This window comes from Pseudomonas baetica (genome assembly GCF_019733355.1).
GTDB classification, from domain to species: Bacteria; Pseudomonadota; Gammaproteobacteria; order Pseudomonadales; family Pseudomonadaceae; genus Aquipseudomonas; species Aquipseudomonas baetica_A.
In genome coordinates, this window is the sequence record NZ_JAIHLQ010000067.1 from 1 (window position 1) to 24,339 (window position 24,339).

The following is a 24,339-nucleotide window of genomic DNA, read 5'->3' on the forward strand; positions in this document are numbered from 1 at the left end:
AAAATCTCACGGCGGGTTCGCTTACGTTTACCTGCGTACTCGGCATCGGCGAAAGAAATCTGCTTCATGGGGGGATCAACCGTTCAGCTCATGTGATGGGAGATATTTCACCAGATTTTGAAACCTTTTTCAGAGTTTCCCTAGTGATTTCCGCTCGATGCGATCATAAACCAACCGTTCCTGTCTTATCGGTTCCAGAGCAACTTTTGCAAGTCCCCGTCGCATAAATAACCCGCTGTTATTTGAACTCGATAAACGCAGCGCACCCGTCGCTAAAATCGTTCGACTCTTGGAACACTCCCTCCAACGAACTCAGCGCTGGATTCGGGTGCGCTTTAAAAAATACGAAAGAAACGTTTACTGCCTTGATCGCGATACATATATACCGCACAAGACGGCGTCGGATTATCCAGCATAAGCCCCTCGCAGAGCCCCGAACGGTTGATTGTCAAAAAGAGATGACTGTCGACTCTGCGCTCACTTGCGTCGTTCTCCAACAACGCTTTAGCTCTCATGTTGAAGAGAAATCCGATATGGCCAAACCCCCGAAAAAAATCTCCGCCACCACTGCAACCGACACGCACCCGACAAGTCCGAAAACTCCGCCTCACGAGGCGGTGGACCACCTTCCTCATATCGGCGGTTCCGACCCGACAACATCGGTGGGTCATGTACCTGAATCTCATGCCCGAGACACCCCACAAATCCCAAACGAGTTCGCGCCAGCAGTCATTGTGAGCGACCCGTCCCTCTCCGCCATGTTGCTGCAAGCCAACATGAAGGCAATTACCTGGCCGGCCGATAATATCGGCCAGTTACGCCCACTCAGCGGTGAAAGCGGGCTGTTCGAAAGCCCGCAGGGCAATACCTATGCCCACGTTGCAGACGAAGGTTATTTTCGCGCCGAACGCCAAGCCGATGGCCGCTACCGCCTGCATTGGCCAGAGGGGCTTGGCGAGCAGGGTCCATTGATAAAGCAGGTAGAAGGACAGCCTCACTGGCGCCCCGAAGCATCCACTCCGGCCATGCACATTGCGGCGAACGTCGAAACAGCGGGAGGATCGCCAACGCCCCTGTCCCCCAAACAGGCCTCCAGTCTGAGCAGCGCGCAAGAGAGCCCGGACGGCATTCGTTACGACATCAAGCGCCGGGCATCCTACGTGGACATGGAGGATGGGACGACTTTCCTGGTACGCAAACACCCGCAGGGAGGTTATCAGCAAGCCGCTGCTCACGACCGCAACGTGCTGGGCGCGCGGGTTGAGCCTATTGCCGGAACCAAACGCTGGCGGATAAAAACGAGCGACGATCAACGGCCGGGGTCGAGCAAACGTCAACGTTTGACCGACGTTGATCAACCACCACTTGTCCGACCATCGACGAGCCGTTTACCTGGTACTCAACCCTCCGCCGGCGTCTGGAAAAGCTGGGGCAAATCCAGCAAACCCGAGGGCATTGATTCGATAGAAATAGACGGCCTGCACTACGTGATCGTGCCGCAACGGATTCAGGACAATACCGTTCTCGTGTATCTGCAGAACCCTCTCTTCACGCCCGGCCGCTACGATGCCTTCGAGCAGATGTTGAAAACCGATCCATCACTGCAACCAAGATGGGTCATAAAATCCAGTGGCGCATGGGCCGTGCTGGAGCAAAACCCGTTTGATGTCTCGCTGACCGAGTACGTCGGCAAATCCATGCGGTATTTGTCCAATGATTCGTCGAGCGCCATCGCCAAAGCCGTGTTCAATCAGGCGACCCCGTCTGAAGCCATCAACGGCGATGGGTTGACCATTCTGTTCGACACGCTTTATCACTGGGAAAACAGGTCCACCGTCCGTGCACGAAGACCGGAGCTGGCCGACCCGCTGCTGATGTTGCCCATCCTGATGCCATCCCCCAGCAACGATCTGCCAGGCCACAAACTTCTATTGCCATCGCCGTCTGCCGAGACATTCAGCCGACTCGATTTTGATGCCAGCCGACTCCTGATCTCGCAGGACTCCAGCTTACGCTCCATATTCAGCGACCTTCTCGAAAGCAACGGTTATGGGGTAGATCGCACCAGTCGCATGTTCAATGAGGACGCTTTGCTCTTCGAACGCAAAGACCTGGATACCGTATTCGTACTGAGATTCCCCCTGCCCGCCATTGGTGGAGAGTTAATTCGAACAGTCGGTCCTGCTGTTGAAATAAATGATCCGAAACTCAGGGCCCGTGTGGAAAAGTCGAAATGGCAGCGGATGCTTGATTACAACAACGTTGTCTATCTGGCAGGCGGCATGCAGAAAGTCTCAGACCAACAAACGCTGTTCTTTATTATTCGGGAGGGTTGATACATTTGGCTGAGTAACATCGACGGTCAGCCGTTCTGGCGATTCAAGCGCCCGGGACGGCTTCATCTGCCTACCCGAATGTCGACGGCTGTGAACTTTGGTTGTTAAACCGGCAACCCGAGAAAACGGCACAACTCCTCGCGCTTGGCCAACGCATCGCGCCGCCCCAGATCAATCAACTCGCTGCAATACCCTGCCTCGAACAGCAGATAACTCATCACCCCTGCACCACTGGTCTTGGTCGCCCCCGGACCGCGCAGGAACAAGCGTAATGCCGCCGGTAGCTCCTGCCGATGCCGCGCCGCGATCTCATCGATCGGCTGACTCGGCGAAATCACCAGCACCTCCACGGGCGCCACGCCCAAGGCGCGCTTTGGCGTGCCATCGGGCATCAGATGGCTGAACTGGTTCAAGCGCTGAAGCAACTCGATATCGCTTTCCAGGCTGTCGATGAACGTGCTGTTGAGCATGTGGCCGCCGATTTGTGCCAGCGTCGGTTGCTGCCCCGTGTAAGCGCGCTCCAGCGGCTGCAGCGGGTCAACACCGCGCGGGTTTCCGCTGACGCCGACCACCAGCACCCGGCTCGCCCCCAGGTGCAGAGCCGGGCTGATCGGCGCGGATTGCCGTACCGCCCCATCACCGAAATACTCTTCGCCGATTTTCACAGGCGCAAACAACAAGGGGATGGCCGAACTGGCGAGCAAGTGGTCCACCGACAGCTGCGTCGGCACACCGATCCGCCGATGCCTTAACCACGCATCAATGGCGCCGCCGCCCTGATAGAACGTCACCGCCTGCCCCGACTCGTAGCCGAACGCGGTGACTGCAACGGCATGCAATTGCTTGCGAGCGATGGACTCGGCAATGCCGGGCATGTGCAGTTTTTCATTGAGCAACTCGCGCAGTGGCGAACTGTTGAGCAAAGCCACCGGCAGGTGCCGGCCCATGCCGAGCAAACTGTGGCTGACGAAACGACTGGCCTGACGAATCACGCCAGGCCAGTCACTGCGCAACACGCGATGGCTGCGAAAGCCTTGCCAGAACAGCGTCAGGCGTTCGATGGCGGCGCGAAAGTCGGTGGCGCCGCTGGCCAGGCTGACGGCGTTGATCGCCCCGGCCGAGGTGCCGACGATCACCGGAAACGGATTATCGGCGCCCAACGGCAGCAATTCGGCAATCGCCGCCAGCACGCCCACCTGATACGCCGCCCGAGCCCCGCCGCCGGAAAGAATCAAACCTGTGACCGGTTCAGCTGGGCTCATTGCAACACTCCATGGTGCTTATTGGGATGGGTTCAACCGCGTTTGGCGTACAACTTCGGCTCGCCCGGTGGGCGGCTCTTGAAGCGGCGATGCGCCCACAGATATTGCTCGGGGCAGGCGCGCAACGCGCTTTCGACCCACTGATTAATGCGAATGCAGTCGGCTTCTTCGGTCTCGCCGGGGAAGTCCTCCAGCGGCGGGTGGACCACCAACCGATAACCGCTGCCGTCCGCCAGACGTTCCTGCGTGAACGGCACCACCAGCGCCTTGCCCAACCGGGCAAATTTGGTGGTCGCGGTCACGGTCGCGGCCTGGATGCCGAACAGCGGTACAAAGATGCTTTGTTTGGCGCCGTAGTCCTGATCCGGTGCGTACCAGATCGCCCGACCAGAGCGCAGCAGCTTGAGCATGCCGCGCACGTCCTCGCGCTCCACCGCCAGTGAATCGAGGTTGTGCCGCTCGCGGCCCCGACGCTGAACGAAGTCGAACAACGGGTTTTTGTGTTCGCGGTACATGCCGTCGATGGTGTGCTGCTGGCCGAGCAAGGCCGCGCCGATTTCCAGCGTGGTGAAATGCGCGGCCATCAGGATCGCGCCCTTGCCGTCACGCTGAGCCTTTTGCAAATGTTCAAGGCCTTCGACGTGGGCCAGTTTCGCCAGCCGCTCACGAGACCACCACCAGCTCATCGCCATTTCAAAAAAGGCGATGCCGGTGGAGGCGAAGTTTTCCTTGAGCAGACGCTTGCGTTCGGCGGCGGATTTTTCCGGGAAGCACAGTTCAAGATTGCGCTTGGCGATACGCCGCCGGTCGCCCGCCACGCGATACATCAACGCGCCCAAAACTCGACCGATGGTCAGCAATGCCGGATACGGCAATTGCACAATCAGCCACAAAAGCCCCAGACCACACCAGAGCGGCCAGAAGCGTGGAGAAAGAAATGCTGTTCGAAAACGCGGGCGATCCATTAAAGCTTCCGTAAATACAGTGGCCGCGCATTCTACATCGTTCGACCCGGCTTGCGGCTCGCGGGCGTTCTCGTTATAAGTCTCGGCACTTTTAGTGACAAGCCGTTGTATGCCGACATGAGCCAAACCGACCCGTTAGACCAAGATCCCGTATTCCAGCTCAAGGGCAGCATGCTGGCCATCACTGTGCTGGAACTGGCCCGTAACGACCTCGAAAGCCTCGATCGGCAGTTGGCCGCCAAAGTCGCCCAGGCGCCGAATTTTTTCAGCAATGCGCCGCTGGTTCTGGCGCTGGACAAGCTGCCGCCGAGCGAAGGCGCGGTCGATCTGCCAGGCCTGATGCGCGTGTGCCGCCAACATGGCCTGCGCACCCTGGCGATTCGCGCCAGCCGCATCGAAGACATCGCCGCTGCTATCGCCATCGACATCCCGGTGCTGCCGCCGTCAGGCGCCCGTGAGCGGCCGCTGGAACCCCCTGAAGCCGAAGTCAAAAAGAAACCGGAAAAACCGCCGGCGCCGACCATCAAACCGACCCGTGTCATCACTACGCCAGTGCGTGGTGGCCAACAGATATATGCCGAGGGTGGCGATTTGGTGGTGGTGTCCTCGGTCAGTCCGGGGGCGGAACTTCTGGCCGATGGCAACATCCATGTATACGGCCCGATGCGCGGTCGTGCGCTGGCCGGGGTCAAGGGCGACACCAAGGCGCGGATTTTCTGTCAGCAATTGAGCGCTGAACTGATCTCCATCGCCGGCCACTACAAGGTTTCCGAAGACCTGCGTCGCGATCCAATGTGGGGCTCGGGCGTACAAGTCAGCCTGTCAGGCGACGTGTTGAACATCATTCGGCTTTAACGGATACTGCCGCATTTTCCAAGCATCTCTAAAACGTAGCGAAAACGGCTCAAACGAAGTAGGAAAAAGGCCAAAAGCCGAATTCCAGCCAAGGCTGTCCGACTGCAGTAGTTTTCAAGAGATGTTTTTCAGGGGCTAAAAAGTCCTTCTTCCTTAGGGGTGAAACACCTTGGCCAAGATTCTCGTGGTTACATCCGGCAAGGGTGGTGTGGGTAAGACCACCACCAGCGCCGCTATCGGTACCGGCCTCGCTCTGCGCGGCCACAAAACAGTGATCGTCGACTTCGACGTGGGCTTGCGTAACCTTGACCTGATCATGGGTTGCGAGCGCCGCGTGGTGTATGACTTCGTCAACGTGGTCAACGGCGAAGCCAACCTGCAACAGGCTCTGATCAAAGACAAGCGCCTGGAAAACCTCTACGTACTGGCCGCCAGCCAGACCCGCGACAAAGACGCGCTGACTGTCGAAGGCGTGGAAAAAGTCCTGATGGAGCTCAAGGAACAATTCGAGTTCGTGGTCTGCGACTCCCCGGCGGGCATCGAAAAAGGCGCGCACCTGGCCATGTACTTCGCCGACGAAGCGATCGTTGTGACCAACCCGGAAGTGTCCTCGGTACGAGATTCGGACCGCATGCTCGGCCTGCTGGCCAGCAAATCGCGTCGCGCCGAACGTGGCGAAGACCCGATCAAGGAACACCTGCTCATCACCCGCTATCACCCGGAGCGTGTTGAAAAGGGCGAAATGCTCGGCGTCGAAGACGTCAAGGAAATCCTCTCGGTCACCCTGCTCGGCGTGATCCCGGAATCCCAGGCGGTGCTCAAGGCATCCAACCAGGGCGTGCCGGTGATTCTCGATGACCAGAGCGATGCCGGTCAGGCCTATAGCGATACCGTCGACCGCCTGTTGGGCAAAGAAAAAGCCCACCGTTTCCTCGATGTCGAGAAGAAGGGATTCTTCGAGCGACTTTTTGGAGGTAGGTAATGAACCTTTTTGACTTCTTTCGTGCCAACAAAAAGCCAAGTACCGCCTCGGTAGCGAAAGAGCGTCTACAGATCATCGTGGCGCATGAGCGCGGCCAGCGCAGCACGCCGGATTACTTGCCAGCCTTGCAGAAAGAACTGGTGGAAGTGATCCGCAAGTACGTCAACATCGGCTCCGATGACGTGCATGTCGCACTGGAAAACCAGGGCAGTTGCTCGATTCTGGAACTCAACATCACCCTGCCTGATCGCTGAGTCGATCTGGCAGGAACGACGGCGGTTCAGGGCCATTCCCACAGTGGAATGGCCCTGAACCGCCGTTGGCATTTGTTACGAGGCTGTTTTAATGCCGTTGTCCAACATCCGCATCATCCATCAGGACGCCGCCGTACTGGTGGTCGACAAACCCACGTTGCTGCTCTCGGTGCCCGGTCGCGCCGACGACAACAAGGACTGCCTGATTACCCGCTTGCAGGAAAACGGCTACCCGGAAGCGCGCATCGTCCATCGCCTGGATTGGGAAACGTCCGGCATCATTCTGCTCGCCCGTGACGCCGACACCCATCGCGAACTGTCGCGCCAGTTCCATGACCGCGAAACCGAAAAGGCCTACACCGCGTTGGCGTGGGGTCAACCGGAACTGGACAGTGGCAGCATCGACCTGCCGCTGCGCTACGACCCGCCGACCAAGCCGCGTCATGTGGTCGACCACGAATTCGGCAAACATGCGCTGACTTTCTGGCGTGTGCTGGAACGTTGCGGGGACTGGTGTCGCGTCGAGCTGACGCCAATCACCGGCCGCTCGCACCAATTGCGCGTACACATGCTGTCAATCGGTCATCCGCTGCTCGGTGATGGCCTCTACGCACATGAGCAAGCCCTGGCCGCATGGCCACGCCTGTGCCTGCACGCCAGCATGCTCAGCTTCACCCATCCGCAAACGGGCGAACGTCTGCGCTTCGAGTGCCCGGCACCGTTCTGACCAGCAACGCTTTATCCCTGTGGGAGCGGGCTTGCTCGCGAACGCGGTGGTTCAGAAACAGAAATGCTGACTGACACACCGCTTTCGCGAGCAAGCCCGCTCCCACAGTGATCGACTTCGGCCCCGCGCCAATTCCACGTTCAATGCGTTAAACTCCCGGCCATTGCTGTCTGGAGTTTCTTATGCGCGAAGAGTTGAACCAAGGCCTGATCGACTTCCTCAAGGCCTCCCCTACCCCGTTCCACGCCACTGCCAGCCTTGTTCAACGTCTGGAGGCCGCCGGTTTTGTGCGCCTCGACGAGCGCGAGCCATGGACCACCGAAGCCAACGGTCGCTATTACGTCACCCGTAATGACTCCTCGATCGTCGCGATCAAAATGGGCCGCCACTCGCCTTTGCATGGCGGTATCCGTCTGGTCGGCGCGCACACCGACAGCCCGTGCCTGCGGGTCAAGCCGCAACCGGAGCTGCAACGCCAGGGCTTCTGGCAACTGGGCGTCGAAGTCTACGGCGGCGCCCTGCTGGCGCCGTGGTTCGACCGCGACCTGTCGCTCGCCGGCCGCGTGACCTTCCGCCGCGACGGCAAGGTCGAGAGCCAGTTGATCGACTTCAAGGCACCGATCGCCATCATTCCCAACCTGGCCATTCACCTCAACCGTGAAGCCAATCAGGGCTGGGCGATCAATGCCCAAACCGAATTGCCGCCGATCCTCGCGCAGTTTGCCGGTGACGAGCGCGTCGACTTCCGCGCCGTACTGACCGATCAACTGGCCCGCGAACACGGCCTAAACGCTGATGTGGTGCTGGATTACGAGCTGAGCTTCTACGACACGCAAAGCGCTGCGGTGATTGGCCTGAACGGCGACTTCATTGCCGGCGCACGCCTGGACAACCTGCTGTCGTGCTATGCCGGCCTGCAAGCCTTGCTGACAGCCGAGACCGACGAAACCTGCGTATTGGTCGCCAATGACCACGAAGAAGTCGGCTCCTGCTCGGCCTGCGGTGCCGATGGCCCGATGCTCGAACAGACCCTGCGTCGTCTGCTGCCGGAAGGTGACGAGTTCGTCCGCACCATTCAGAAATCCCTGCTGGTCTCGGCCGACAACGCCCACGGCGTGCACCCCAACTATGCCGAGAAGCACGACGCCAACCACGGCCCGAAACTCAACGCCGGCCCGGTGATCAAGGTCAACAGCAACCAGCGCTACGCCACCAACAGCGAAACCGCCGGGTTCTTCCGCCATCTGTGCATGGCCGAAGAAGTACCGGTGCAAAGCTTCGTGGTGCGCAGCGACATGGGTTGCGGCTCGACCATCGGCCCGATCACCGCCAGCCACTTGGGCGTGCGCACCGTCGATATCGGCCTGCCGACCTTCGCCATGCACTCGATCCGCGAACTGTGCGGCAGCCATGATCTGGCGCACCTGGTCAAAGTGCTGAGCGCGTTCTACGCCTGCCGCGAATTGCCATAACAGCGTTAAAAGCTTCGCGAGCAAGCCCGCTCCCACACTGGAATGCATTTCAAATGTGGGAGCGGGCTTGCTCGCGAAAGCGCCAGTTCCGGCAATACCGAATCATCCTAGCGACGATTCAATTCTGACGCACATCACCCCCCCTCAAACAAAACCGACCTAGACTTGAATCATCCCCTCCGACAAGGCAGTCACCATGATCTCGATGTCCTCCTTCCACGCCATGCTCATTCCCATCCTGTGCGCAATGATTCTGCTGGCCGTCGGCTTCAACTTCCGCGACAAGAACATCGGTGTGTTCGCGATGTGGGTCGGCATGCTGACGATCCTCGCCACTGTGGTTTACAAGATCCTCGCCAAACTCAACGAATAAATCTGCACCCGGCTCGCATTGAGTAATGCGCCCTCGTACACTCCAGCGAATCCGCCCCTTGCGAGGTTGACCGCCTAGTGTTCGCTCGTCTTTTTGCTTTGCCCAGTCTGTTCTTCATCTGCCTGATGACGCTACTGCCCATGGCGCCCGCCCAAGCGGTCGGTCTGCCGGGCCTGCTCAACACCACCAAGGCACAACCCGAAGCTCAGGAACCGCTCGACCAATCGCTGGACGAAGTCATCAAGTCGCTGGAAAACGACAAGCAACGCTCGCAGTTGCTGAGCGATTTGAAGAAACTGCGCGATGCCACGAAAAAAGCCCAAGCCTCCCCCGAAGAGGGCGTACTCGGGTTGATCGGCGGCACGCTGGCCAATTTCGAGAAGCAGTTTTCCGGCGCCGACAGCCCGATCACACGCTGGTCCAACGAGTTCGATCTGGCTCAGGACGAGCTCAAAGCCCTGATGCTGCCGGCCAGTGAATGGCTGCCGATCATCTTCGGCTTCGCCGTGATTCTGATGCTCTGGAGTCTGCTCGCCGCCGCGCTGATCTGGCTCGGTCATCGGGTACGCATGCGTTTCGGCCTCACCGAAGAACTGCCGCAACACCCCAAAGCTCTCGACATGCTGCGCTTTGCACTGCGCAAACTCGGGCCATGGCTGATTGCATTGGTGATTACCGTTTACATGAGCTACGCCCTGCCATCGTCACTGGGCAAAAGTCTGGCGATGGTGTTGGCCTATGCGCTGGTGGTCGGCACCTGTTTCTCGGCGATCTGCGTGATCGCTTTTTCCGTGCTCGACGGTCCGCACCGTCATCGCGCGTTGTACATCCTGCGCCATCAGGCGTTTCGGCCACTGTGGCTGATCGGCAGCTTCGCCGCCTTCGGCGAAGCGCTGAACGATCCGCGCCTGATCGAGAGTCTCGGCGTGCATCTTGCGCATACCGCTGCAACGGTCACCAATGTTCTCGCGGCGCTCTCTACCGGGTTATTCATCCTGCGTTTCCGCCGGCCGATCGCGCACCTGATCCGCAACCAACCGCTGTCACGCCGCCTGACCCGCCGCGCCCTGAGCGACACCATCGAGATCCTCGGCACCTTCTGGTACGTGCCAGCACTGGTGCTGGTTGGCATCTCGCTGTTCGCCACTTTCGTCTCCGCCGGCGACACCAGTACCGCGCTGCGCCAGTCGATGCTTTGCACCGTGCTGTTGGTGCTCTGCATGGTCATCAATGGGCTGGTGCGCCGCCACTCGCTTAAACCGCCACGCGGACCGAAACGCCATGCGTTGTATTCCGATCGCCTGAAGAGCTTCTTCTACACCCTCGCCCATCTGCTTGTGTGGCTGGTGTTCATTGAACTGGGGCTGCGCGTCTGGGGCATGTCGCTGATCGGTTTCACCGAGGGTGAAGGCCACGATATCAGTGTCAAACTGTTCAGCCTGATCGGCACGCTGATCTTCGCCTGGCTGACCTGGATCCTCAGCGACACCGCCGTGCACCACGCCCTCACGCGCTCGCGCAAAGGTCTGGCCAACGCACGCGCGCAAACCATGATGCCGCTGATCCGCAACGTCCTGTTCATCACGATTTTCATCATTGCGCTGATCGTCGCCCTGGCGAACATGGGCATGAACGTCACCCCCCTGCTGGCCGGTGCCGGCGTGATCGGTCTGGCCATCGGTTTTGGTGCTCAGTCGCTGGTGGCGGACCTGATCACCGGCCTGTTCATCATCATCGAAGACTCCTTGGCCATCGATGATTACGTGGATGTCGGCGGCCACCTCGGTACCGTCGAAGGCCTGACCATCCGCACCGTGCGCCTGCGCGACATTGACGGCATCGTCCACACCATCCCGTTCAGCGAAATCAAAAGCATCAAGAACTACTCACGGGAATTCGGTTACGCGATCTTCCGCGTGGCAGTGCCGTACAACATGGAAATCGACGACGCGATCAAACTGATGCGCGACGTCGGCCAGAAGATGCGCACTGATCCGCTGCAACGCCGCAACATCTGGTCGCCGCTGGAAATTCAGGGTGTGGAAAGTTTCGAATCCGGCAGCGCGATTCTGCGCGCCCGGTTCAAGACCGCGCCGATCAAGCAGTGGGAAGTTTCCCGAGCCTTCAACCTGTCGCTCAAGCGACATCTGGATGAGGCAGGACTGGATCTGGCGACGCCGAGGATGAGCGTGCAAGTGATCACTGCCGGCGGTGGTCAGCCGAAGGAATAGCGCTTAAGCACCGGATATTCACCCCATCAACAAGAACCTGATCGGCCCAGAGGCCGCCAAGGTCAAACCACATCAACACCGACATGAATCGCATCATGGCGCCAAAACTCCAGATCACAATCAATCAAGCGCTCATGCTGATCATAATTGACCCGAGCAATCCGCAATCCCGGACTCCCCACCGACACCCTTAAAGCCGCCGCCGCATCAACAGACAACGAAGTAGGCACAATCTCGAACCGCACCCGCCCATAGTGCAAATCGTAATGCCGCGCATACAACTCGGTAATCGACTGATTCAAATCAAACTCAAGAATCCCCGGAAAAAACTGCGGGTTCAAATAGTGCTCCACATAAAGCACCAACCGCCCATCAATGCGCCGCGACCGGCAAATCTGAATCACGCTCGACAGCGCCGGCAACTGCAACCACGCACACACCGCCGCCGACGCCGGCTGCAGTCGTGCCGAAATCACCTCGGTCGACGGCACCCGCCCCTGCGCACTGACCATCGCGTGAAAGTGACTGCGCTGCATCAGGTTGTACGCCAGACGCGGCGGCGAGACGAACCAGCCACGCCGCTCCTCACGATAAATCTGCCCCTGCGCCTCCAATTGCAACAATGCCTCACGCACCGTAATGCGCGTCGTGCCGAACAACTCACTGAGCTTGCGCTCGGCCGGCAACTTGCTGCCGGGAGCCAACAGCCCGTGGTCGAGCTGCTCCTGCAAGATTTGGCCAATGGCTGTCACCGCTTTTGTTGCCTCATCGCGCATCAACGTTACCTATCTGGACTAGACCAGCACTGTTTCGGGGCAAAACCGAACGGCCAATGAACCGTTTGAGTGTGTTGCCAGCCTAGGCAGTGCAGATGACCGAGAGATGACAAAACTGCCCAGCGGTCGCTCTCACGACTTGCAATACACCGGCCAACTCCCTTGCCCTGCGGGGCTTTGAGCATGGTCTACGCTTACTTGGCACTCGCCGATCCAGGTCAAATAAAGGGTCTTGCGCAAGGCCATCGACATCAAAGTGTCATCCAGCACCCTTAAATTGGCTCAGGTATTGCTGACCTAGACCAACACAAACCGCAATCGCAGCGTTGAACACGACCAAGGAGCTTCGTAATGAAACAGCTTTTCCTGGCAACACTGTTAGGCTCGACCATCGCAATGTGTACAGCCGCCATGGCGGCCGACACCGATCTGAAAACCCTCGAAGCCGCTGCGAAAGCGGAAGGCGCCGTCAACAGCGTCGGCATGCCCGATGACTGGGCCAACTGGAAAGGCACCTGGGAAGACCTGGCCAAGACCTACGGTCTGAAACACATCGACACCGACATGAGCTCGGCCCAGGAAATCGCCAAATTCGCCGCCGAAAAAGACAACGCCAGCGCTGACATCGGCGACGTCGGTGCTGCCTTCGGCCCGATCGCGGTCAAGCAAGGCGTGGTGCAACCTTACAAGCCAAGCACCTGGGATCAAGTGCCAGCATGGGCCAAGGACAAGGACGGCAACTGGGCACTGGCCTACACCGGCACCATCGCGTTCATCGTCAACAAGAAGTTGCTGCACGGCTCCGAAGTGCCGACCAAATGGGCTGACCTCAAGGGCGGCAAATACAAGGTGTCCATCGGCGACGTGAGCACCGCTGCACAAGCGGCCAACGGTGTACTGGCTGCGGCACTGGCCAACGGCGGCGACGAGAAAAACATCCAGCCTGCCCTGCTGATGTTCGCAGACATCGCCAAGCAAGGTCGTTTGTCGATGGCCAACCCGACCATCGCCACCATGGAAAAAGGCGAAATCGAAGTCGGTGTGGTCTGGGACTTCAACGGCCTGAGCTACAAGGCCAAGATGGCCAACCCGGATGACTACGTGGTGCTGATCCCGTCTGACGGTTCGGTGATTTCCGGCTACACAACCATCATCAACAAGTACGCGAAAAACCCGAACGCCGCCAAGCTGACCCGCGAATACATCTTCAGCGACGCTGGCCAGACCAACCTTGCTCGCGGCAACGCCCGTCCAATCCGCGCCGAACACCTGCAACTGCCGGAAGACGTGAAAGCCAAACTGCTGCCGAACGAGCAGTACAAAAACGTCACCCCGATCAAAGACGCCGATGCGTGGGAAAAAACCTCCAAATCTCTGCCACAGAAGTGGAACGAAGAAGTCATCGTAGAGATGAAATAACCCTGTAGCTCACCACAACTGGATCCACCAGGGATCCAACTGTGGGAGCGAGGTTGCTCGCGAAGGCGGTGGCTCAATCAACAATGATGTTGGCTGATACAACGCCTTCGCGAGCAAGCCCGCTCCCACAGTGGATTGAGTTGATTTAGAGTTTTTGAAAATTTCGCGGAGTTTTTGCCCCTATGAAGCACAACGTCATCCTTGTCGTGCTCGACGGTCTCAACTACGAGGTCGCACGTCACGCCATGGGGCATCTGCAGGCTTACGTTGGCGCAGAACGCGCCGCGCTCTACCAGTTGGAGTGCGAGTTGCCGGCCCTGTCCCGACCGCTTTATGAATGCATCCTCACCGGCGTGCCGCCCATCGACAGCGGCATCGTCCACAACAACGTCTCGCGCCTGTCCAATCAGCGCAGCATCTATCACTATGCTCGCGACGCCGGCCTGAAAACCGCCGCAGCGGCCTATCACTGGGTCAGTGAACTGTATAACCGCTCGCCGTTCGAGGCCGCCCGCGACCGTCACACCGACGATCCATCGCTGCCGATCCAGCATGGGCATTTCTACTGGAACGATCACTACCCGGATTCGCACCTGTTCGCCGACGCCGAAAACCTGCGCCTGCGCCATGCGCCGAACTTCCTGCTGATCCATCCAATGAACATTGACGACGCCGGCCACAAGCACGGCCTCGACACCCCGCAATACCGCAACAGCGCGCGCTCGGCGGACATCATCCTCGCCGATTATCTACAGGCTTGGCTCGATGCCGGTTATCAAGTGCTGGTGACCGCCGACCACGGCATGAACAATGATCGCTCGCACAACGGTTTGCTCGCGGAAGAACGCCAAGTGCCGCTGTTCGTCCTCGGCGACGCCTTTAGCCTCAATGCTGACGCCGCGCCAAAGCAGACCGACATCTGTGGCACCGTCTGCGAACTGCTCGGCGTGCCACACGACAAACCCGTCTGCCGGGAGTTACTCAAGTGAACGCGATGAATCGTGGTAAATGGCTTGCTGCGCTGTGCCTGGTGCCTTTCGCAGTGTTCTTCATCGTGTTCGAAATCGCCCCGCTGGTCTGGGTGATGATCAACAGTCTGCAATCGGAAGAGTTTGGTTGGGGCCTGGAAAACTTCACCAAGATCTTCAGTTCGAAGTTCTATCGACAGGCGATCCAGTACAGCCTTGAGATCAGTTTCTGGTCGAGCGTATTCGGCATCATCATCGCCGTGCTCGGAGCGTACTCCCTGCGCCAGGTCGATTCGAAACTGCGCAATTTCGTCAATGCCTTTGCCAACATGACCAGCAACTTTGCCGGCGTGCCTCTGGCCTTCGCGTTCATCATCCTGCTCGGTTTCAACGGCAGCATCACCCTGATGTTGAAGCAGTCAGGAATCATTCAAGACTTCAACCTGTACTCGAAAACCGGGCTGATCATCCTGTACACCTACTTCCAGATTCCTCTCGGTGTGCTGCTGCTCTACCCAGCCTTCGACGCCTTGCGTGAAGACTGGCGCGAGTCGGCCTCGCTGCTGGGCGCCAACGGCTGGCAGTTCTGGCGACACATCGGTCTGCCTGTGCTGACCCCGGCGCTGCTTGGCACGTTCGTGATCCTGCTGGCCAACGCCCTTGGCGCCTATGCCACGGTTTACGCCCTCACCACCGGTAACTTCAACGTGCTGCCGATCCGCATCGCGGCGATGGTCTCCGGCGATATTTCGCTCGATCCCAATCTGGCCAGTGCGCTGGCCGTGGTGCTGATAGCGCTGATGACCATCGTCACCGTCGTGCATCAACTGCTGCTGAAGAGGAGCTACCATGTCTCGCGCTAAATCCGGCCCGGCCGGTCTCTACCACCGCGTCGTGGTCTACCTGTTGTTTGCCATTCTGCTGCTGCCGCTCGCGGGTACGCTGGTCTACTCGATCGCCAGCAGTTGGTCGGCGACCATCCTGCCCAGCGGTTTCACCTTCAAGTGGTACATCCAGCTATGGAGCGATCCGCGTTTCCTGAACGCATTCGGTCAATCATTGCTGGTGTGTGTCGGCGCGCTGGTGCTGTCAGTGGTGCTGATTCTGCCGCTGCTGTTTGTGGTGCATTACCACTTTCCGAAACTCGATGCCCTGATGAACATCCTGATCCTGCTGCCCTTCGCCGTGCCTCCCGTGGTGTCCTCAGTCGGCTTGTTGCAGTTGTACGGTTCCGGGCCGATGGCGATGGTCGGCACGCCCTGGATTCTGATCGGTTGCTATTTCACCGTGGCACTGCCGTTCATGTACCGGGCGATCACCAACAACCTGCAAGCGATCAACCTGCGCGACCTGATGGACGCCGCACAACTGCTCGGTGCAAGCACCTTTCAGGCGGCGTTTCTGGTGGTGCTGCCCAATCTGCGTAAAGGGCTGATGGTGGCCTTGTTGCTGTCGTTCTCGTTCCTGTTCGGCGAGTTCGTGTTCGCCAACATCCTCGTCGGCACTCGCTACGAAACCCTGCAGGTTTACCTCAACAACATGCGTAACAGCAGCGGCCACTTCACCAGTGCGCTGGTCATCTCTTATTTCTTTTTCGTGCTGGTCCTGACCTGGATCGCCAACATCTTGAACAAGGACAAAAGCGAATGAGCTATGTCAGCGTCCAACATCTGCAGAAAAACTATTCCGGCACCACGGTTTTCAGCGACATCAACTGCGAAATCAACAAGGGCGAATTCGTCACCCTGCTCGGCCCGTCCGGTTGCGGCAAATCCACTCTGCTGCGTTGCATCGCCGGCCTGACGCCGGTCGATGCCGGGAAGATCCTGCTCGATGGCGTCGATATCGTGCCGCTGAGCCCGCAGAAACGCGGGATCGGCATGGTGTTTCAGAGCTACGCGCTGTTCCCCAACATGACCGTGGAACAGAACGTCGCTTTTGGTTTGCGCATGCAAAAGGTCAATGCCGACGACAGCCACAAGCGCGTCACCGAAGTGTTGAAACTTGTTGAGTTGAACGACTTTGCCCGCCGCTATCCGCATCAATTGTCCGGAGGCCAATGTCAGCGTGTCGCCCTCGCCCGCTCGCTGGTCACTCGTCCGCGCCTGTTGCTGCTGGATGAACCGCTGTCAGCCCTTGATGCGCGCATTCGCAAACACCTGCGCGAACAGATCCGTCAGATCCAGCGCGAACTCGGCCTGACCACGATCTTCGTCACCCACGATCAGGAAGAAGCCCTGACCATGTCTGACCGGATTTTCCTGATGAACCAAGGAAAAATCGTCCAGAGCGGCGACGCCGAAACACTCTATACCGCACCGGTCGACGTGTTCGCCGCCGGCTTCATCGGCAACTACAACCTGCTCGACGCCGACAGCGCTTCCAAACTGTTGCAACGCCCCATCAACCACCGCATCGCCATTCGCCCGGAAGCCATCGAACTGAGCCTCAATGGCGAACTCGATGCACAGATCCGCAGCCACAGTCTGCTCGGCAACGTCATCCGTTATAGGATCGAAGCCCGTGGCGTGGAACTGGTGGTGGATGTACTCAACCGCTCGGCGGCCGATCTGCACCCGGACGGACAGCGTCTGGCGCTTTCCATCGATCCGACGGCCCTGTGTGAGGTAGCCTGATGACTTTGCTGAAGTTGAAGAGAGAACTGCACTGATGGCCCTGGCAATTTTTGATCTGGACGAGACCCTGATCCACGGCGACTGCGCCACCCTCTGGAGTGAACAGATGGGCCGTTTGGGCTGGGTCGATCCCGAGTCGTTCATGCGCAAGAACAACGAGCTGATGGACGCCTACAGCCATGGCAAATTGCGCATGGAAGACTACATGGCGTTCAGCCTGGAGCCGTTGATCGGCCGTTCGCCGGAAGAAGTCGAACATCTGGTTGGCCCGTGGGTGGAAGACTTCATCGAGCCGATCATTTTCAGTGACGCCACCAAAACCATCGCCGCCCATCGAAAGGCGGGCGACCGGATTCTGGTGATCTCGGCGTCGGGCACGCATCTGGTAAAACCAATTGCTGATCGACTGGGCATCGACGAGATTCTAGGCATCGAACTGGAACTGGCGCATGGCGTATACAGCGGCCAGACCGTCGGCACCCTGACCTACCGCGAAGGCAAGATCACGCGATTGCTGGAATGGCTGGATGCTGAAGAAGAGAATCTGGAGGGCGCGAGTTTTTATTCCGACTCACGCAATGATCTGCCGCTGTTGCTGAAGGTGGATTTCCCACATGTGGTCAACCCCGATCCGGTGTTGCTTGAACACGCCGAAAAGGCCGGCTGGCCAATTCATCTCTGGAAGTAAACATAGATCCAAATGTGTGTGCGGGCTTGTTCGCGAAGGCGGTGGATCAGTCAATAATTTATCGACTGACACTGCGCTTTCGCGAGCAAGCCCACTCCCACAATGGTTGTGTGGTGTCAGCTCAGACTGTCATCAATCACCAAGACCAGTTTCCCGGAAACGGTATTGCTCGCCAGCTCGGCAAACGCCGCCTCGGCGTCTTTCACCGGGAAGGCCTTGGCCAACTGCGGACTCAACCGCCCTTCAGCGAACAATGGCCATACATGCTGGCTCAGGTCACTGAACAGATCGGCCTTGAACTGATCGTCACGGCTGCGCAATGTCGAGCCCAGCAGTTGCACGCGTTTGGCCAGCACTTGCGCCAGGTCCAGTTTCGCCTCACGGCCGCCCATCAAACCGATCAACACCCAACGCCCATCCAGTGCCATCAGCTTGAGATTCAGCGCCGAATAATTGCCGCCAACCGGATCAAGGATCACATCGAAAGGGCCGAAGTCGCGCAGGCTTTCCAGATCATCGGTACGCACCACCCCGCCCTGGGCCCCCAGCGTCTCACAGTAAGCCAAACGTTCGGTCGAGCCGACGCTGACCCAACATGGGTTGCCGAACGCCTTGCACAGCTGAATAGCGGCTGAACCAATTCCACTCGCCCCGGCGTGCAAGAGAACTTTCTCACCCGGTTTAAGCGCCGCAAGTTGAAACACATTCAACCAGACGGTTGCGTAAACCTCGGGCAATGCCGCGGCCTCGACCAGCGAAACACCCTCGGGTACCGGCAATACGTGACGCCCGTCGACCACCACCTCTTCGGCCATCCCGCCCCCAGCCAACAAGGCGCAGACACGATCACCGACCTGCCACGAACTGCCCGCACCGACCTCGCTGATGACCCCGGAGCACTCAAGACCCAGCACTTGGCTGGCCCCTGGCGGCGGCGGATAAAGCCCTGCCTTTTGCAATAAGTCGGCACGATTAAGGCCGGCTGCCGCCACTCGGATGCGAACTTGTCCTACATCGCACGTAGGACTCGCCTCTTCAACCCATACCACTTGACCTTCAACGCCTTGCAATGCCTTCACAGTGCCTCCATAGTGAGTCTGGACTGAGCCCGAAGCTGTAGCGCCGGGCTTTTTGCATTATGCGACCGGCTCTTGTAGATCCGGCGACTTCAAAGACGGCCTAATATGCGTTATCAATTGTCCCCGCGTCGAATCAGCATGAAGCATTTGCTCCCCAGCACCGCCCTCGCTCTTTTTATCGGTATCGGCCTGTTGCCGGTGTCGGGCAATACCTTCGCAGCCAACAGCTGGGACAAGTTGCAGCCTGATCGCGATGAGGTCATCGCCAGCCTGAACGTCGTCGAGTTGCTCAAGCGCCACCACTACAGCAAGCCGCCGCTGGACGACGCGCGCTCGGTGATCATCTACGACAGCTATCTCAAGCTGCTGGACCCATCGCGCAGCTACTTCATGGCCAGCGACATCGCCGAATTCGACAAGTGGAAGACCCAGTTCGACGACTTCCTCAAAAGCGGCGACCTCAACGCCGGGTTCACCATCTACAAGCGCTATCTGGACCGCGTCAAGGCGCGTCTGGACTTCGCGCTTGCCGAGCTGAACAAAGGCGTCGACAAGATGGACTTCACCACCAAGGAAACCTTGCAGATCGATCGCAAGGACGCCCCTTGGCTCAAATCCACAGCAGAACTCGACGACCTGTGGCGCAAACGCGTCAAGGACGAAGTACTGCGGATGAAGATCGCCGGCAAAGAGCCGAAGCAGATCCAGGAAACCCTGACCAAGCGCTACAAGAACCAGTTGGCGCGCCTGAACCAGACCCGTCCGGAAGACATCTTCCAGGCGTACATCAACACCTTCGCCATGTCTTACGATCCGCACACCAACTATCTTTCGCCGGATAACGCGGAAAACTTCGACATCAACATGAGCCTGTCCCTCGAGGGCATTGGTGCAGTGTTGCAGAGCGACAACGATCAAGTGAAAGTCGTGCGCCTGGTACCGGCAGGCCCTGCCGACAAGACCAAACAAGTCGCACCGGCCGACAAGATCATCGGCGTTGCGCAGGGCAACAAAGAGATGGTCGACGTCGTCGGCTGGCGTCTGGACGAAGTGGTCAAACTGATCCGCGGCCCGAAAGGCACCGTGGTGCGCCTGGAAGTGATTCCGGCGAGCAATGCGCCTAACGACCAGACCACCAAGATCGTGTCGATCACCCGTGAAGCGGTGAAGCTCGAAGATCAGGCCGTGAAGAAGTCCATCCTCCACCTGAAACAGGACGGCAAGGACTACAAGCTTGGGGTCATCGAGATCCCGGCCTTCTACCTCGACTTCAAGGCATTCCGTGCCGGTGATCCGGATTACAAGAGCACCACCCGCGACGTCAAGAAGCTGCTGACCGAGTTGCAGAAAGACAAAGTTGATGGCGTGGTCATCGACCTGCGCAACAACGGCGGCGGCTCTCTGCAGGAAGCCACCGAGCTGACCAGCCTGTTCATCGACAAGGGCCCGACCGTACTCGTACGTAACGCCGATGGCCGCGTCGACGTGCTTGAGGATGAAAACCCGGGTGCCTTCTACAAAGGCCCGATGGCGCTGCTGGTCAACCGACTGTCCGCATCGGCTTCGGAGATCTTCGCTGGCGCCATGCAGGACTATCACCGCGCACTGATCATCGGTGGTCAGACCTTCGGCAAAGGCACCGTGCAGACCATTCAGCCGCTGAACCACGGCGAACTGAAACTGACCCTGGCCAAGTTCTACCGGGTTTCCGGCCAGAGCACCCAGCATCAGGGCGTACTGCCGGACATCGACTACCCGTCGCTGATCGACACCAAGGAAATCGGCGAAAGTGCTCTGCCGGAAGCCATGCCATGGGACACCATCAAAGCAGCAATAAAACCGGCGGCCGATCCATTCAAGCCGTACCTGGTGCGACTCAAGTCCGAGCATGATACCCGCTCCGCAAAAGACGCCGAGTTCGTGTTCATCCGCGACAAGCTGGCACTGGCACAGAAGCTGATGGAGGAGAAAACCGTCAGCCTCAACGAAACCGAGCGCCGCGCCCAGCATGCGGACATCGATGCCAAGCAACTGGTGATGGAGAACATCCGTCGCAAGGCCAAGGGCGAAGAACCGCTCAAAGAGCTGAAGAAAGAAGACGAAGACGCTCTCGCCGCAGCCGATCCGGACAAAGTCAAACCGGAAGACGACGCCTATCTGGCCGAGACCGGTCGGGTTCTGCTGGATTACTTGAAGCTGAGCAATCAGGTGGCGAAGAAGTAAGGTGATGGCAATTTAATGCTGACGATCCCCGGATCGTCATCAAACAGTCATCATTCTGTCGTGCAATAAAGGACTGGGAGCCACTCTCTTCACCGAGAACGCTCCCAGTCCTTTTTTTATCGCCAGAGATCGCCATGACCACGACCGAACAGCTGAGTGCCTTGAGCTCGATCCTGACTCAAAGCGGTTTAAACAGCCTGTTCCAGCCGATCATTTGCCTCTCCGAGCGACGTATCCTTGGCTACGAAGCCCTCACCCGTGGTCCGTCCAATAGCCCTCTTCACTCGCCCATCGCGCTGTTCGCGGTGGCGCGTCAGGCCGGTCGTCTAAGCGAACTGGAAATCGCCTGCCGACAAAGCGCTTGCCGTCGCTTCAACGAGCAGCAATTACCGGGCAAGCTGTTTCTCAATGTCTCGCCGGAGTCCTTGCTCGAAGCAGCGCATCAGCCAGGGCGGACACTGCAAACGCTGCAAGACTTCGGCATCCCGCCGAGTCAGGTGGTGATCGAACTCACTGAACAAACCCCGATCGATGACTTCCAGTTGCTGCAAACCGCTTTGCATCACTATCGGGCGATGGGGTTTTCGATTGCGCTGGATGACCTCGGTGCCGGGTATTCCAGCCTGCGTCTATGGTCGGAACTGCGTCCGGATTACGTGAAGATTGATCGACACTTTATCGACGGCATTCATCAGGATGCGCTGAAGCGAGAGTTTGTCGGCTCGATCCTGCAAATCGCCAAAGCGTCCCGGGCACAGGTCATTGCCGAAGGCATCGAACTGCCGGAAGAGTTGGCGGTGTTGACCGAAATGGGGGTCGATCTGGTGCAGGGTTACTTGCTGGGACGTCCACAGGAGCACCCGCCCCGAGATGCCCGCGCCCTGATGCCCAAGCACGACAACAGCGCCGTGACCCTGAACGACGAAGGCAGTGACCTCAGCGCCCTGCTCAACGACCAACCGGCCGTACCGCGCGATACACCCACCGCCACCGTGCTGGAAGCCTTTCGTCGCCAAGCCAACCTCAACTCACTGGCGGTGCTCGACGAACAAGGCCAACCGTGCGGCATCGTCCATCGTCATTCCCTCTCGGATGCTCTGCTCAAACCGTTCGCCACCGACCTGTTCGCACGCAAACCCATCAGCCGACTGATGAACGACGACTTCCTGGCCGTGGAGATGAGCCAGTCGCTGCAACAGGTCAGCCGCTTGATCACCAGCCGCGCCCGTCAGCGCATCGAAGAAGACTTCATCATCACGCTTAACGGCAGCTACCTCGGCCTCGGCCGTGTGATCGACGTACTCAAACTGATCACCGAGTTGAAAATCCAGCAAGCCCGCTACGCCAACCCACTGACCCTGCTGCCCGGCAACGTGCCGATCCAGCAATGCCTGACGCGCCTGCTGCAACAGGGCCGCGAGTCTGTCATCTGTTACGTCGATATTGACAGCTTCAAACCCTTCAACGACATCTACGGCTACGGCCGTGGTGACGAAGTCCTGCTGTGCCTGGCGCAATGCCTCAACGAACGCGTCGACCCCTCCCGCGACTTCGTCGGCCACATCGGCGGCGACGACTTCCTCCTCGTCCTCGGCCCCGAAGACTGGCGCAAACGCCTCAACCAACTGCTCAACGACTTCCAAAGCCAATGCCGCCGCTTCTACCGCCCCGAACACCTCGAAGCCGGCTGCTTCATCGCGCCGAATCGCCAAGGCGTCCGCCAGGAGTTCCCGTTGTTGTCACTGTCCATCGGCGTCGTCCACCTGCACCCCGAAGCCTGCGCACAACTCGATGCTAGTCAACTCGCGGAAATGGCATCGCAGGCGAAGCATCATGCGAAGAATGTTCCGGGGTATAGCGTGCATTTGCTCGACACCATCACCGCCGCCGACCTCCATACCCCGCAACTAATCGGCCAACGCTAACTCCCAAACAACAAAAATCCCTGTGGGAGCGGGCTTGCCCGCGAAGAGGTCTGCCCAGACAATCAGGTTTAAGGTTCGTAAATAATCACCAAGTCGACTGATTCTCCGCCCTTGCCTTGTCTATATCTTCACTCCACTGCTCACTGGCTAATTTATATATATCTTCAAAAAATTCGCGCGGATCATTTACCATCATTTCATCCCATGCAACGCTGGTGTTTGAGTCGTAGTCATCCTCAAACTGCTCTGAAAAATTAAATCCGGGTGAGTTCAAAGCATCCTCAAGAACCTTCACCATCAAAAACTTATGTCTATATGTGAATCCGGGGAAATTCTTGAGAATAAACTCCTTTATTACCACCTCTCTATCGGAGTATTTATTAGGATCATAGGCTGACAATAAAACCCCTAAAGTTTCTTCACGATCATATATCTCTATCCCTCCAAGCCAGTAAGATAGCTGAGGAACAAATGGAAAATCGAACTCTGGCCACTTCAACATAATGACTACCTTAATCTGGGAATGCTGTATAAGGCTTCTTAATATCTTTACTATCAAACCGTACTTCTGAGTAATTTAATTCATCAATATATTTTGGATTTTGCTTATCCTTTTTATTCGGCTTATATCCTCTACCACCATTTGGCATTTCCTTCCTTACAACTGGATCACCTGTCTTTGTAAATCCAGTAGGTGCTGGTGGCTTTCGACTCATTCGTGAAATAGCATCATTAATCGCATGAAGCTGAAGCAACCAGCTCTTAAATTGAGAGCTTGAATTAACACCTTCCTTCACTCCTTTTTTTGTCGGATGACTACCGTCAATGGATCTCTGCTTCAGCGCCTTGTCCGGTATCTCTGGGTTATGCTTCGCGACGGTGTGCATTTTGTACTTTTTCTCCAGCTTCAAAACTTCACGCTTCGCATTTTCCTCCGCCAGTTCATCAATCCTCGCCCTCCGCTCCTGCGCTGTCATCTTCGGCAGCGCTGGCTCACCTTCATTGACCTTAGCTCCACTTACATCACCCGGCACCGTACAACCCGGCTTCTTCGGCGGCGGACAGTTCGAGCTCAACCCCAACGGATCCACCCACCCCGTCGGATTCGGCACATACCGATACTGATTCAACCCACCCGCCAACTTCACCGGGTCCGGTGTCAGATACC

22 protein-coding genes and 1 pseudogene are annotated in these 24,339 nt (G+C 58.2%); 17 read left to right on the top strand and 6 right to left on the bottom strand.

Going from position 1 to position 24,339, the window contains the following annotated elements; translation table 11 throughout:
* The coding region (locus tag K5E40_RS32415; RefSeq protein ID WP_221734234.1) for a hypothetical protein at positions 1-227 on the top strand (227 nt) is incomplete at its 5' end.
* A gap of 306 nt (positions 228-533) precedes the next feature.
* Complete coding sequence (locus K5E40_RS32420) at positions 534-2,336, top strand: hypothetical protein (protein ID WP_221734235.1); 1,803 nt, start codon at positions 534-536, stop codon at positions 2,334-2,336.
* A gap of 104 nt (positions 2,337-2,440) precedes the next feature.
* Here K5E40_RS32420 and K5E40_RS32425 read toward each other — a convergent pair whose 3' ends face one another.
* Together K5E40_RS32425 and K5E40_RS32430 are read right to left on the bottom strand one after the other, a co-directional pair.
* Complete coding sequence (locus K5E40_RS32425; RefSeq protein WP_221734236.1) at positions 2,441-3,598, bottom strand: patatin-like phospholipase family protein; 1,158 nt, start codon at positions 3,596-3,598, stop codon at positions 2,441-2,443.
* A gap of 32 nt (positions 3,599-3,630) precedes the next feature.
* Positions 3,631-4,563: a lipid A biosynthesis lauroyl acyltransferase gene (locus tag K5E40_RS32430; RefSeq protein ID WP_221734237.1), complete on the bottom strand. Its 933-nt coding sequence runs from the start codon at positions 4,561-4,563 to the stop codon at positions 3,631-3,633.
* A 117-nt stretch (positions 4,564-4,680) separates the two neighbouring features.
* Between K5E40_RS32430 and minC the strand changes: the two genes are divergently transcribed.
* From minC to K5E40_RS32465, 7 genes are all read left to right on the top strand, one after another.
* Positions 4,681-5,418, top strand: coding sequence for a septum site-determining protein MinC (gene minC / locus K5E40_RS32435; protein WP_221734238.1), 738 nt, complete (start codon positions 4,681-4,683; stop codon positions 5,416-5,418).
* 169 nt (positions 5,419-5,587) lie between these two features.
* On the top strand, positions 5,588-6,400 hold the full coding sequence (gene minD, locus K5E40_RS32440; RefSeq protein ID WP_007913953.1) for a septum site-determining protein MinD: 813 nt from the start codon (positions 5,588-5,590) through the stop codon (positions 6,398-6,400).
* Entirely contained in the window at positions 6,400-6,654 is a 255-nt protein-coding gene (minE, locus tag K5E40_RS32445; protein WP_007940845.1) for a cell division topological specificity factor MinE, read from the top strand. The genes minD and minE overlap by 1 nt, the downstream gene beginning before the upstream one ends.
* A gap of 91 nt (positions 6,655-6,745) precedes the next feature.
* The gene (locus K5E40_RS32450; protein ID WP_007960625.1) at positions 6,746-7,381 is read left to right on the top strand and encodes an RluA family pseudouridine synthase; all 636 of its coding nucleotides are present in this window, start codon (positions 6,746-6,748) and stop codon (positions 7,379-7,381) included.
* 182 nt (positions 7,382-7,563) lie between these two features.
* Entirely contained in the window at positions 7,564-8,853 is a 1,290-nt protein-coding gene (locus K5E40_RS32455) for a M18 family aminopeptidase (protein ID WP_221734239.1), read from the top strand.
* Positions 8,854-9,049: 196 nt separating this feature from the next.
* Positions 9,050-9,226: a hypothetical protein gene (locus K5E40_RS32460; RefSeq protein WP_221734240.1), complete on the top strand. Its 177-nt coding sequence runs from the start codon at positions 9,050-9,052 to the stop codon at positions 9,224-9,226.
* A 77-nt stretch (positions 9,227-9,303) separates the two neighbouring features.
* Positions 9,304-11,457, top strand: a complete 2,154-nt coding sequence (locus K5E40_RS32465) for a mechanosensitive ion channel family protein (protein ID WP_221734241.1) — start codon at positions 9,304-9,306, stop codon at positions 11,455-11,457.
* A 62-nt stretch (positions 11,458-11,519) separates the two neighbouring features.
* Here the strand turns inward: K5E40_RS32465 and K5E40_RS32470 are convergent, their stop codons facing one another.
* Entirely contained in the window at positions 11,520-12,233 is a 714-nt protein-coding gene (locus K5E40_RS32470) for a UTRA domain-containing protein (RefSeq protein WP_221734242.1), read from the bottom strand.
* A gap of 351 nt (positions 12,234-12,584) precedes the next feature.
* Between K5E40_RS32470 and K5E40_RS32475 the strand changes: the two genes are divergently transcribed.
* From K5E40_RS32475 to K5E40_RS32500, 6 genes are all read left to right on the top strand, one after another.
* Positions 12,585-13,652 carry an ABC transporter substrate-binding protein gene (locus tag K5E40_RS32475; protein ID WP_221734243.1) on the top strand — a complete coding sequence of 356 codons (1,068 nt, stop codon included), beginning with the start codon at positions 12,585-12,587 and terminating at the stop codon, positions 13,650-13,652.
* Between the two features lie 182 nt (positions 13,653-13,834).
* A complete protein-coding gene (locus tag K5E40_RS32480) occupies positions 13,835-14,641 on the top strand; it encodes an alkaline phosphatase family protein (RefSeq protein WP_221734244.1) in 807 nt (268 codons plus the stop codon).
* Positions 14,642-14,646: 5 nt separating this feature from the next.
* The gene (locus K5E40_RS32485) at positions 14,647-15,483 is read left to right on the top strand and encodes an ABC transporter permease subunit (RefSeq protein WP_221734252.1); all 837 of its coding nucleotides are present in this window, start codon (positions 14,647-14,649) and stop codon (positions 15,481-15,483) included.
* Positions 15,470-16,270 (top strand): ABC transporter permease, encoded by an 801-nt coding sequence (locus tag K5E40_RS32490; RefSeq protein WP_221734245.1) that lies wholly within the window; start codon positions 15,470-15,472, stop codon positions 16,268-16,270. Before K5E40_RS32485 ends, K5E40_RS32490 begins: the two co-directional genes overlap by 14 nt.
* Positions 16,267-17,256, top strand: coding sequence for an ABC transporter ATP-binding protein (locus K5E40_RS32495; protein WP_221734246.1), 990 nt, complete (start codon positions 16,267-16,269; stop codon positions 17,254-17,256). The genes K5E40_RS32490 and K5E40_RS32495 overlap by 4 nt, the downstream gene beginning before the upstream one ends.
* A 34-nt stretch (positions 17,257-17,290) precedes the next feature.
* Entirely contained in the window at positions 17,291-17,944 is a 654-nt protein-coding gene (locus K5E40_RS32500) for an HAD family phosphatase (RefSeq protein WP_221734247.1), read from the top strand.
* Positions 17,945-18,060: 116 nt separating this feature from the next.
* On the opposite strand, the gene K5E40_RS32505 is transcribed toward K5E40_RS32500, so the two are convergent.
* Entirely contained in the window at positions 18,061-19,023 is a 963-nt protein-coding gene (locus tag K5E40_RS32505) for a zinc-binding dehydrogenase (RefSeq protein WP_221734248.1), read from the bottom strand.
* A gap of 138 nt (positions 19,024-19,161) precedes the next feature.
* Here K5E40_RS32505 and K5E40_RS32510 point away from each other — a divergent pair, with 138 nt between their 5' ends.
* Together K5E40_RS32510 and K5E40_RS32515 are read left to right on the top strand one after the other, a co-directional pair.
* The gene (locus K5E40_RS32510; RefSeq protein WP_221734249.1) at positions 19,162-21,246 is read left to right on the top strand and encodes a carboxy terminal-processing peptidase; all 2,085 of its coding nucleotides are present in this window, start codon (positions 19,162-19,164) and stop codon (positions 21,244-21,246) included.
* A gap of 134 nt (positions 21,247-21,380) precedes the next feature.
* The gene (locus K5E40_RS32515) at positions 21,381-23,171 is read left to right on the top strand and encodes a bifunctional diguanylate cyclase/phosphodiesterase (RefSeq protein WP_221734250.1); all 1,791 of its coding nucleotides are present in this window, start codon (positions 21,381-21,383) and stop codon (positions 23,169-23,171) included.
* An 85-nt stretch (positions 23,172-23,256) separates the two neighbouring features.
* On the opposite strand, the gene K5E40_RS32520 is transcribed toward K5E40_RS32515, so the two are convergent.
* Both K5E40_RS32520 and K5E40_RS32525 read right to left on the bottom strand, forming a co-directional pair.
* Positions 23,257-23,673 (bottom strand): hypothetical protein, encoded by a 417-nt coding sequence (locus K5E40_RS32520; RefSeq protein ID WP_221734251.1) that lies wholly within the window; start codon positions 23,671-23,673, stop codon positions 23,257-23,259.
* Positions 23,674-23,683: 10 nt separating this feature from the next.
* Positions 23,684-24,339 (bottom strand): annotated as a pseudogene (locus tag K5E40_RS32525) (type IV secretion protein Rhs); the annotation flags it as partial.

Excerpts from the sequence above, each read along its gene's own strand:
- K5E40_RS32420 (WP_221734235.1), top strand. The coding sequence starts at position 534 with ATGGCCAAACCCCCGAAAAAAATCTCCGCCACCACTGCAACCGACACG.
- K5E40_RS32425 (WP_221734236.1), bottom strand. The coding sequence starts at position 3,598 with ATGAGCCCAGCTGAACCGGTCACAGGTTTGATTCTTTCCGGCGGCGGG.
- K5E40_RS32430 (WP_221734237.1), bottom strand. The coding sequence starts at position 4,563 with ATGGATCGCCCGCGTTTTCGAACAGCATTTCTTTCTCCACGCTTCTGG.
- minC (WP_221734238.1), top strand. The coding sequence starts at position 4,681 with ATGAGCCAAACCGACCCGTTAGACCAAGATCCCGTATTCCAGCTCAAG.
- minE (WP_007940845.1), top strand. The coding sequence starts at position 6,400 with ATGAACCTTTTTGACTTCTTTCGTGCCAACAAAAAGCCAAGTACCGCC.
- K5E40_RS32450 (WP_007960625.1), top strand. The coding sequence starts at position 6,746 with ATGCCGTTGTCCAACATCCGCATCATCCATCAGGACGCCGCCGTACTG.
- K5E40_RS32455 (WP_221734239.1), top strand. The coding sequence starts at position 7,564 with ATGCGCGAAGAGTTGAACCAAGGCCTGATCGACTTCCTCAAGGCCTCC.
- K5E40_RS32460 (WP_221734240.1), top strand. The coding sequence starts at position 9,050 with ATGATCTCGATGTCCTCCTTCCACGCCATGCTCATTCCCATCCTGTGC.
- K5E40_RS32470 (WP_221734242.1), bottom strand. The coding sequence starts at position 12,233 with ATGCGCGATGAGGCAACAAAAGCGGTGACAGCCATTGGCCAAATCTTG.
- K5E40_RS32475 (WP_221734243.1), top strand. The coding sequence starts at position 12,585 with ATGAAACAGCTTTTCCTGGCAACACTGTTAGGCTCGACCATCGCAATG.
- K5E40_RS32480 (WP_221734244.1), top strand. The coding sequence starts at position 13,835 with ATGAAGCACAACGTCATCCTTGTCGTGCTCGACGGTCTCAACTACGAG.
- K5E40_RS32485 (WP_221734252.1), top strand. The coding sequence starts at position 14,647 with ATGAATCGTGGTAAATGGCTTGCTGCGCTGTGCCTGGTGCCTTTCGCA.
- K5E40_RS32490 (WP_221734245.1), top strand. The coding sequence starts at position 15,470 with ATGTCTCGCGCTAAATCCGGCCCGGCCGGTCTCTACCACCGCGTCGTG.
- K5E40_RS32495 (WP_221734246.1), top strand. The coding sequence starts at position 16,267 with ATGAGCTATGTCAGCGTCCAACATCTGCAGAAAAACTATTCCGGCACC.
- K5E40_RS32500 (WP_221734247.1), top strand. The coding sequence starts at position 17,291 with ATGGCCCTGGCAATTTTTGATCTGGACGAGACCCTGATCCACGGCGAC.
- K5E40_RS32510 (WP_221734249.1), top strand. The coding sequence starts at position 19,162 with ATGAAGCATTTGCTCCCCAGCACCGCCCTCGCTCTTTTTATCGGTATC.
- K5E40_RS32515 (WP_221734250.1), top strand. The coding sequence starts at position 21,381 with ATGACCACGACCGAACAGCTGAGTGCCTTGAGCTCGATCCTGACTCAA.
- K5E40_RS32520 (WP_221734251.1), bottom strand. The coding sequence starts at position 23,673 with ATGTTGAAGTGGCCAGAGTTCGATTTTCCATTTGTTCCTCAGCTATCT.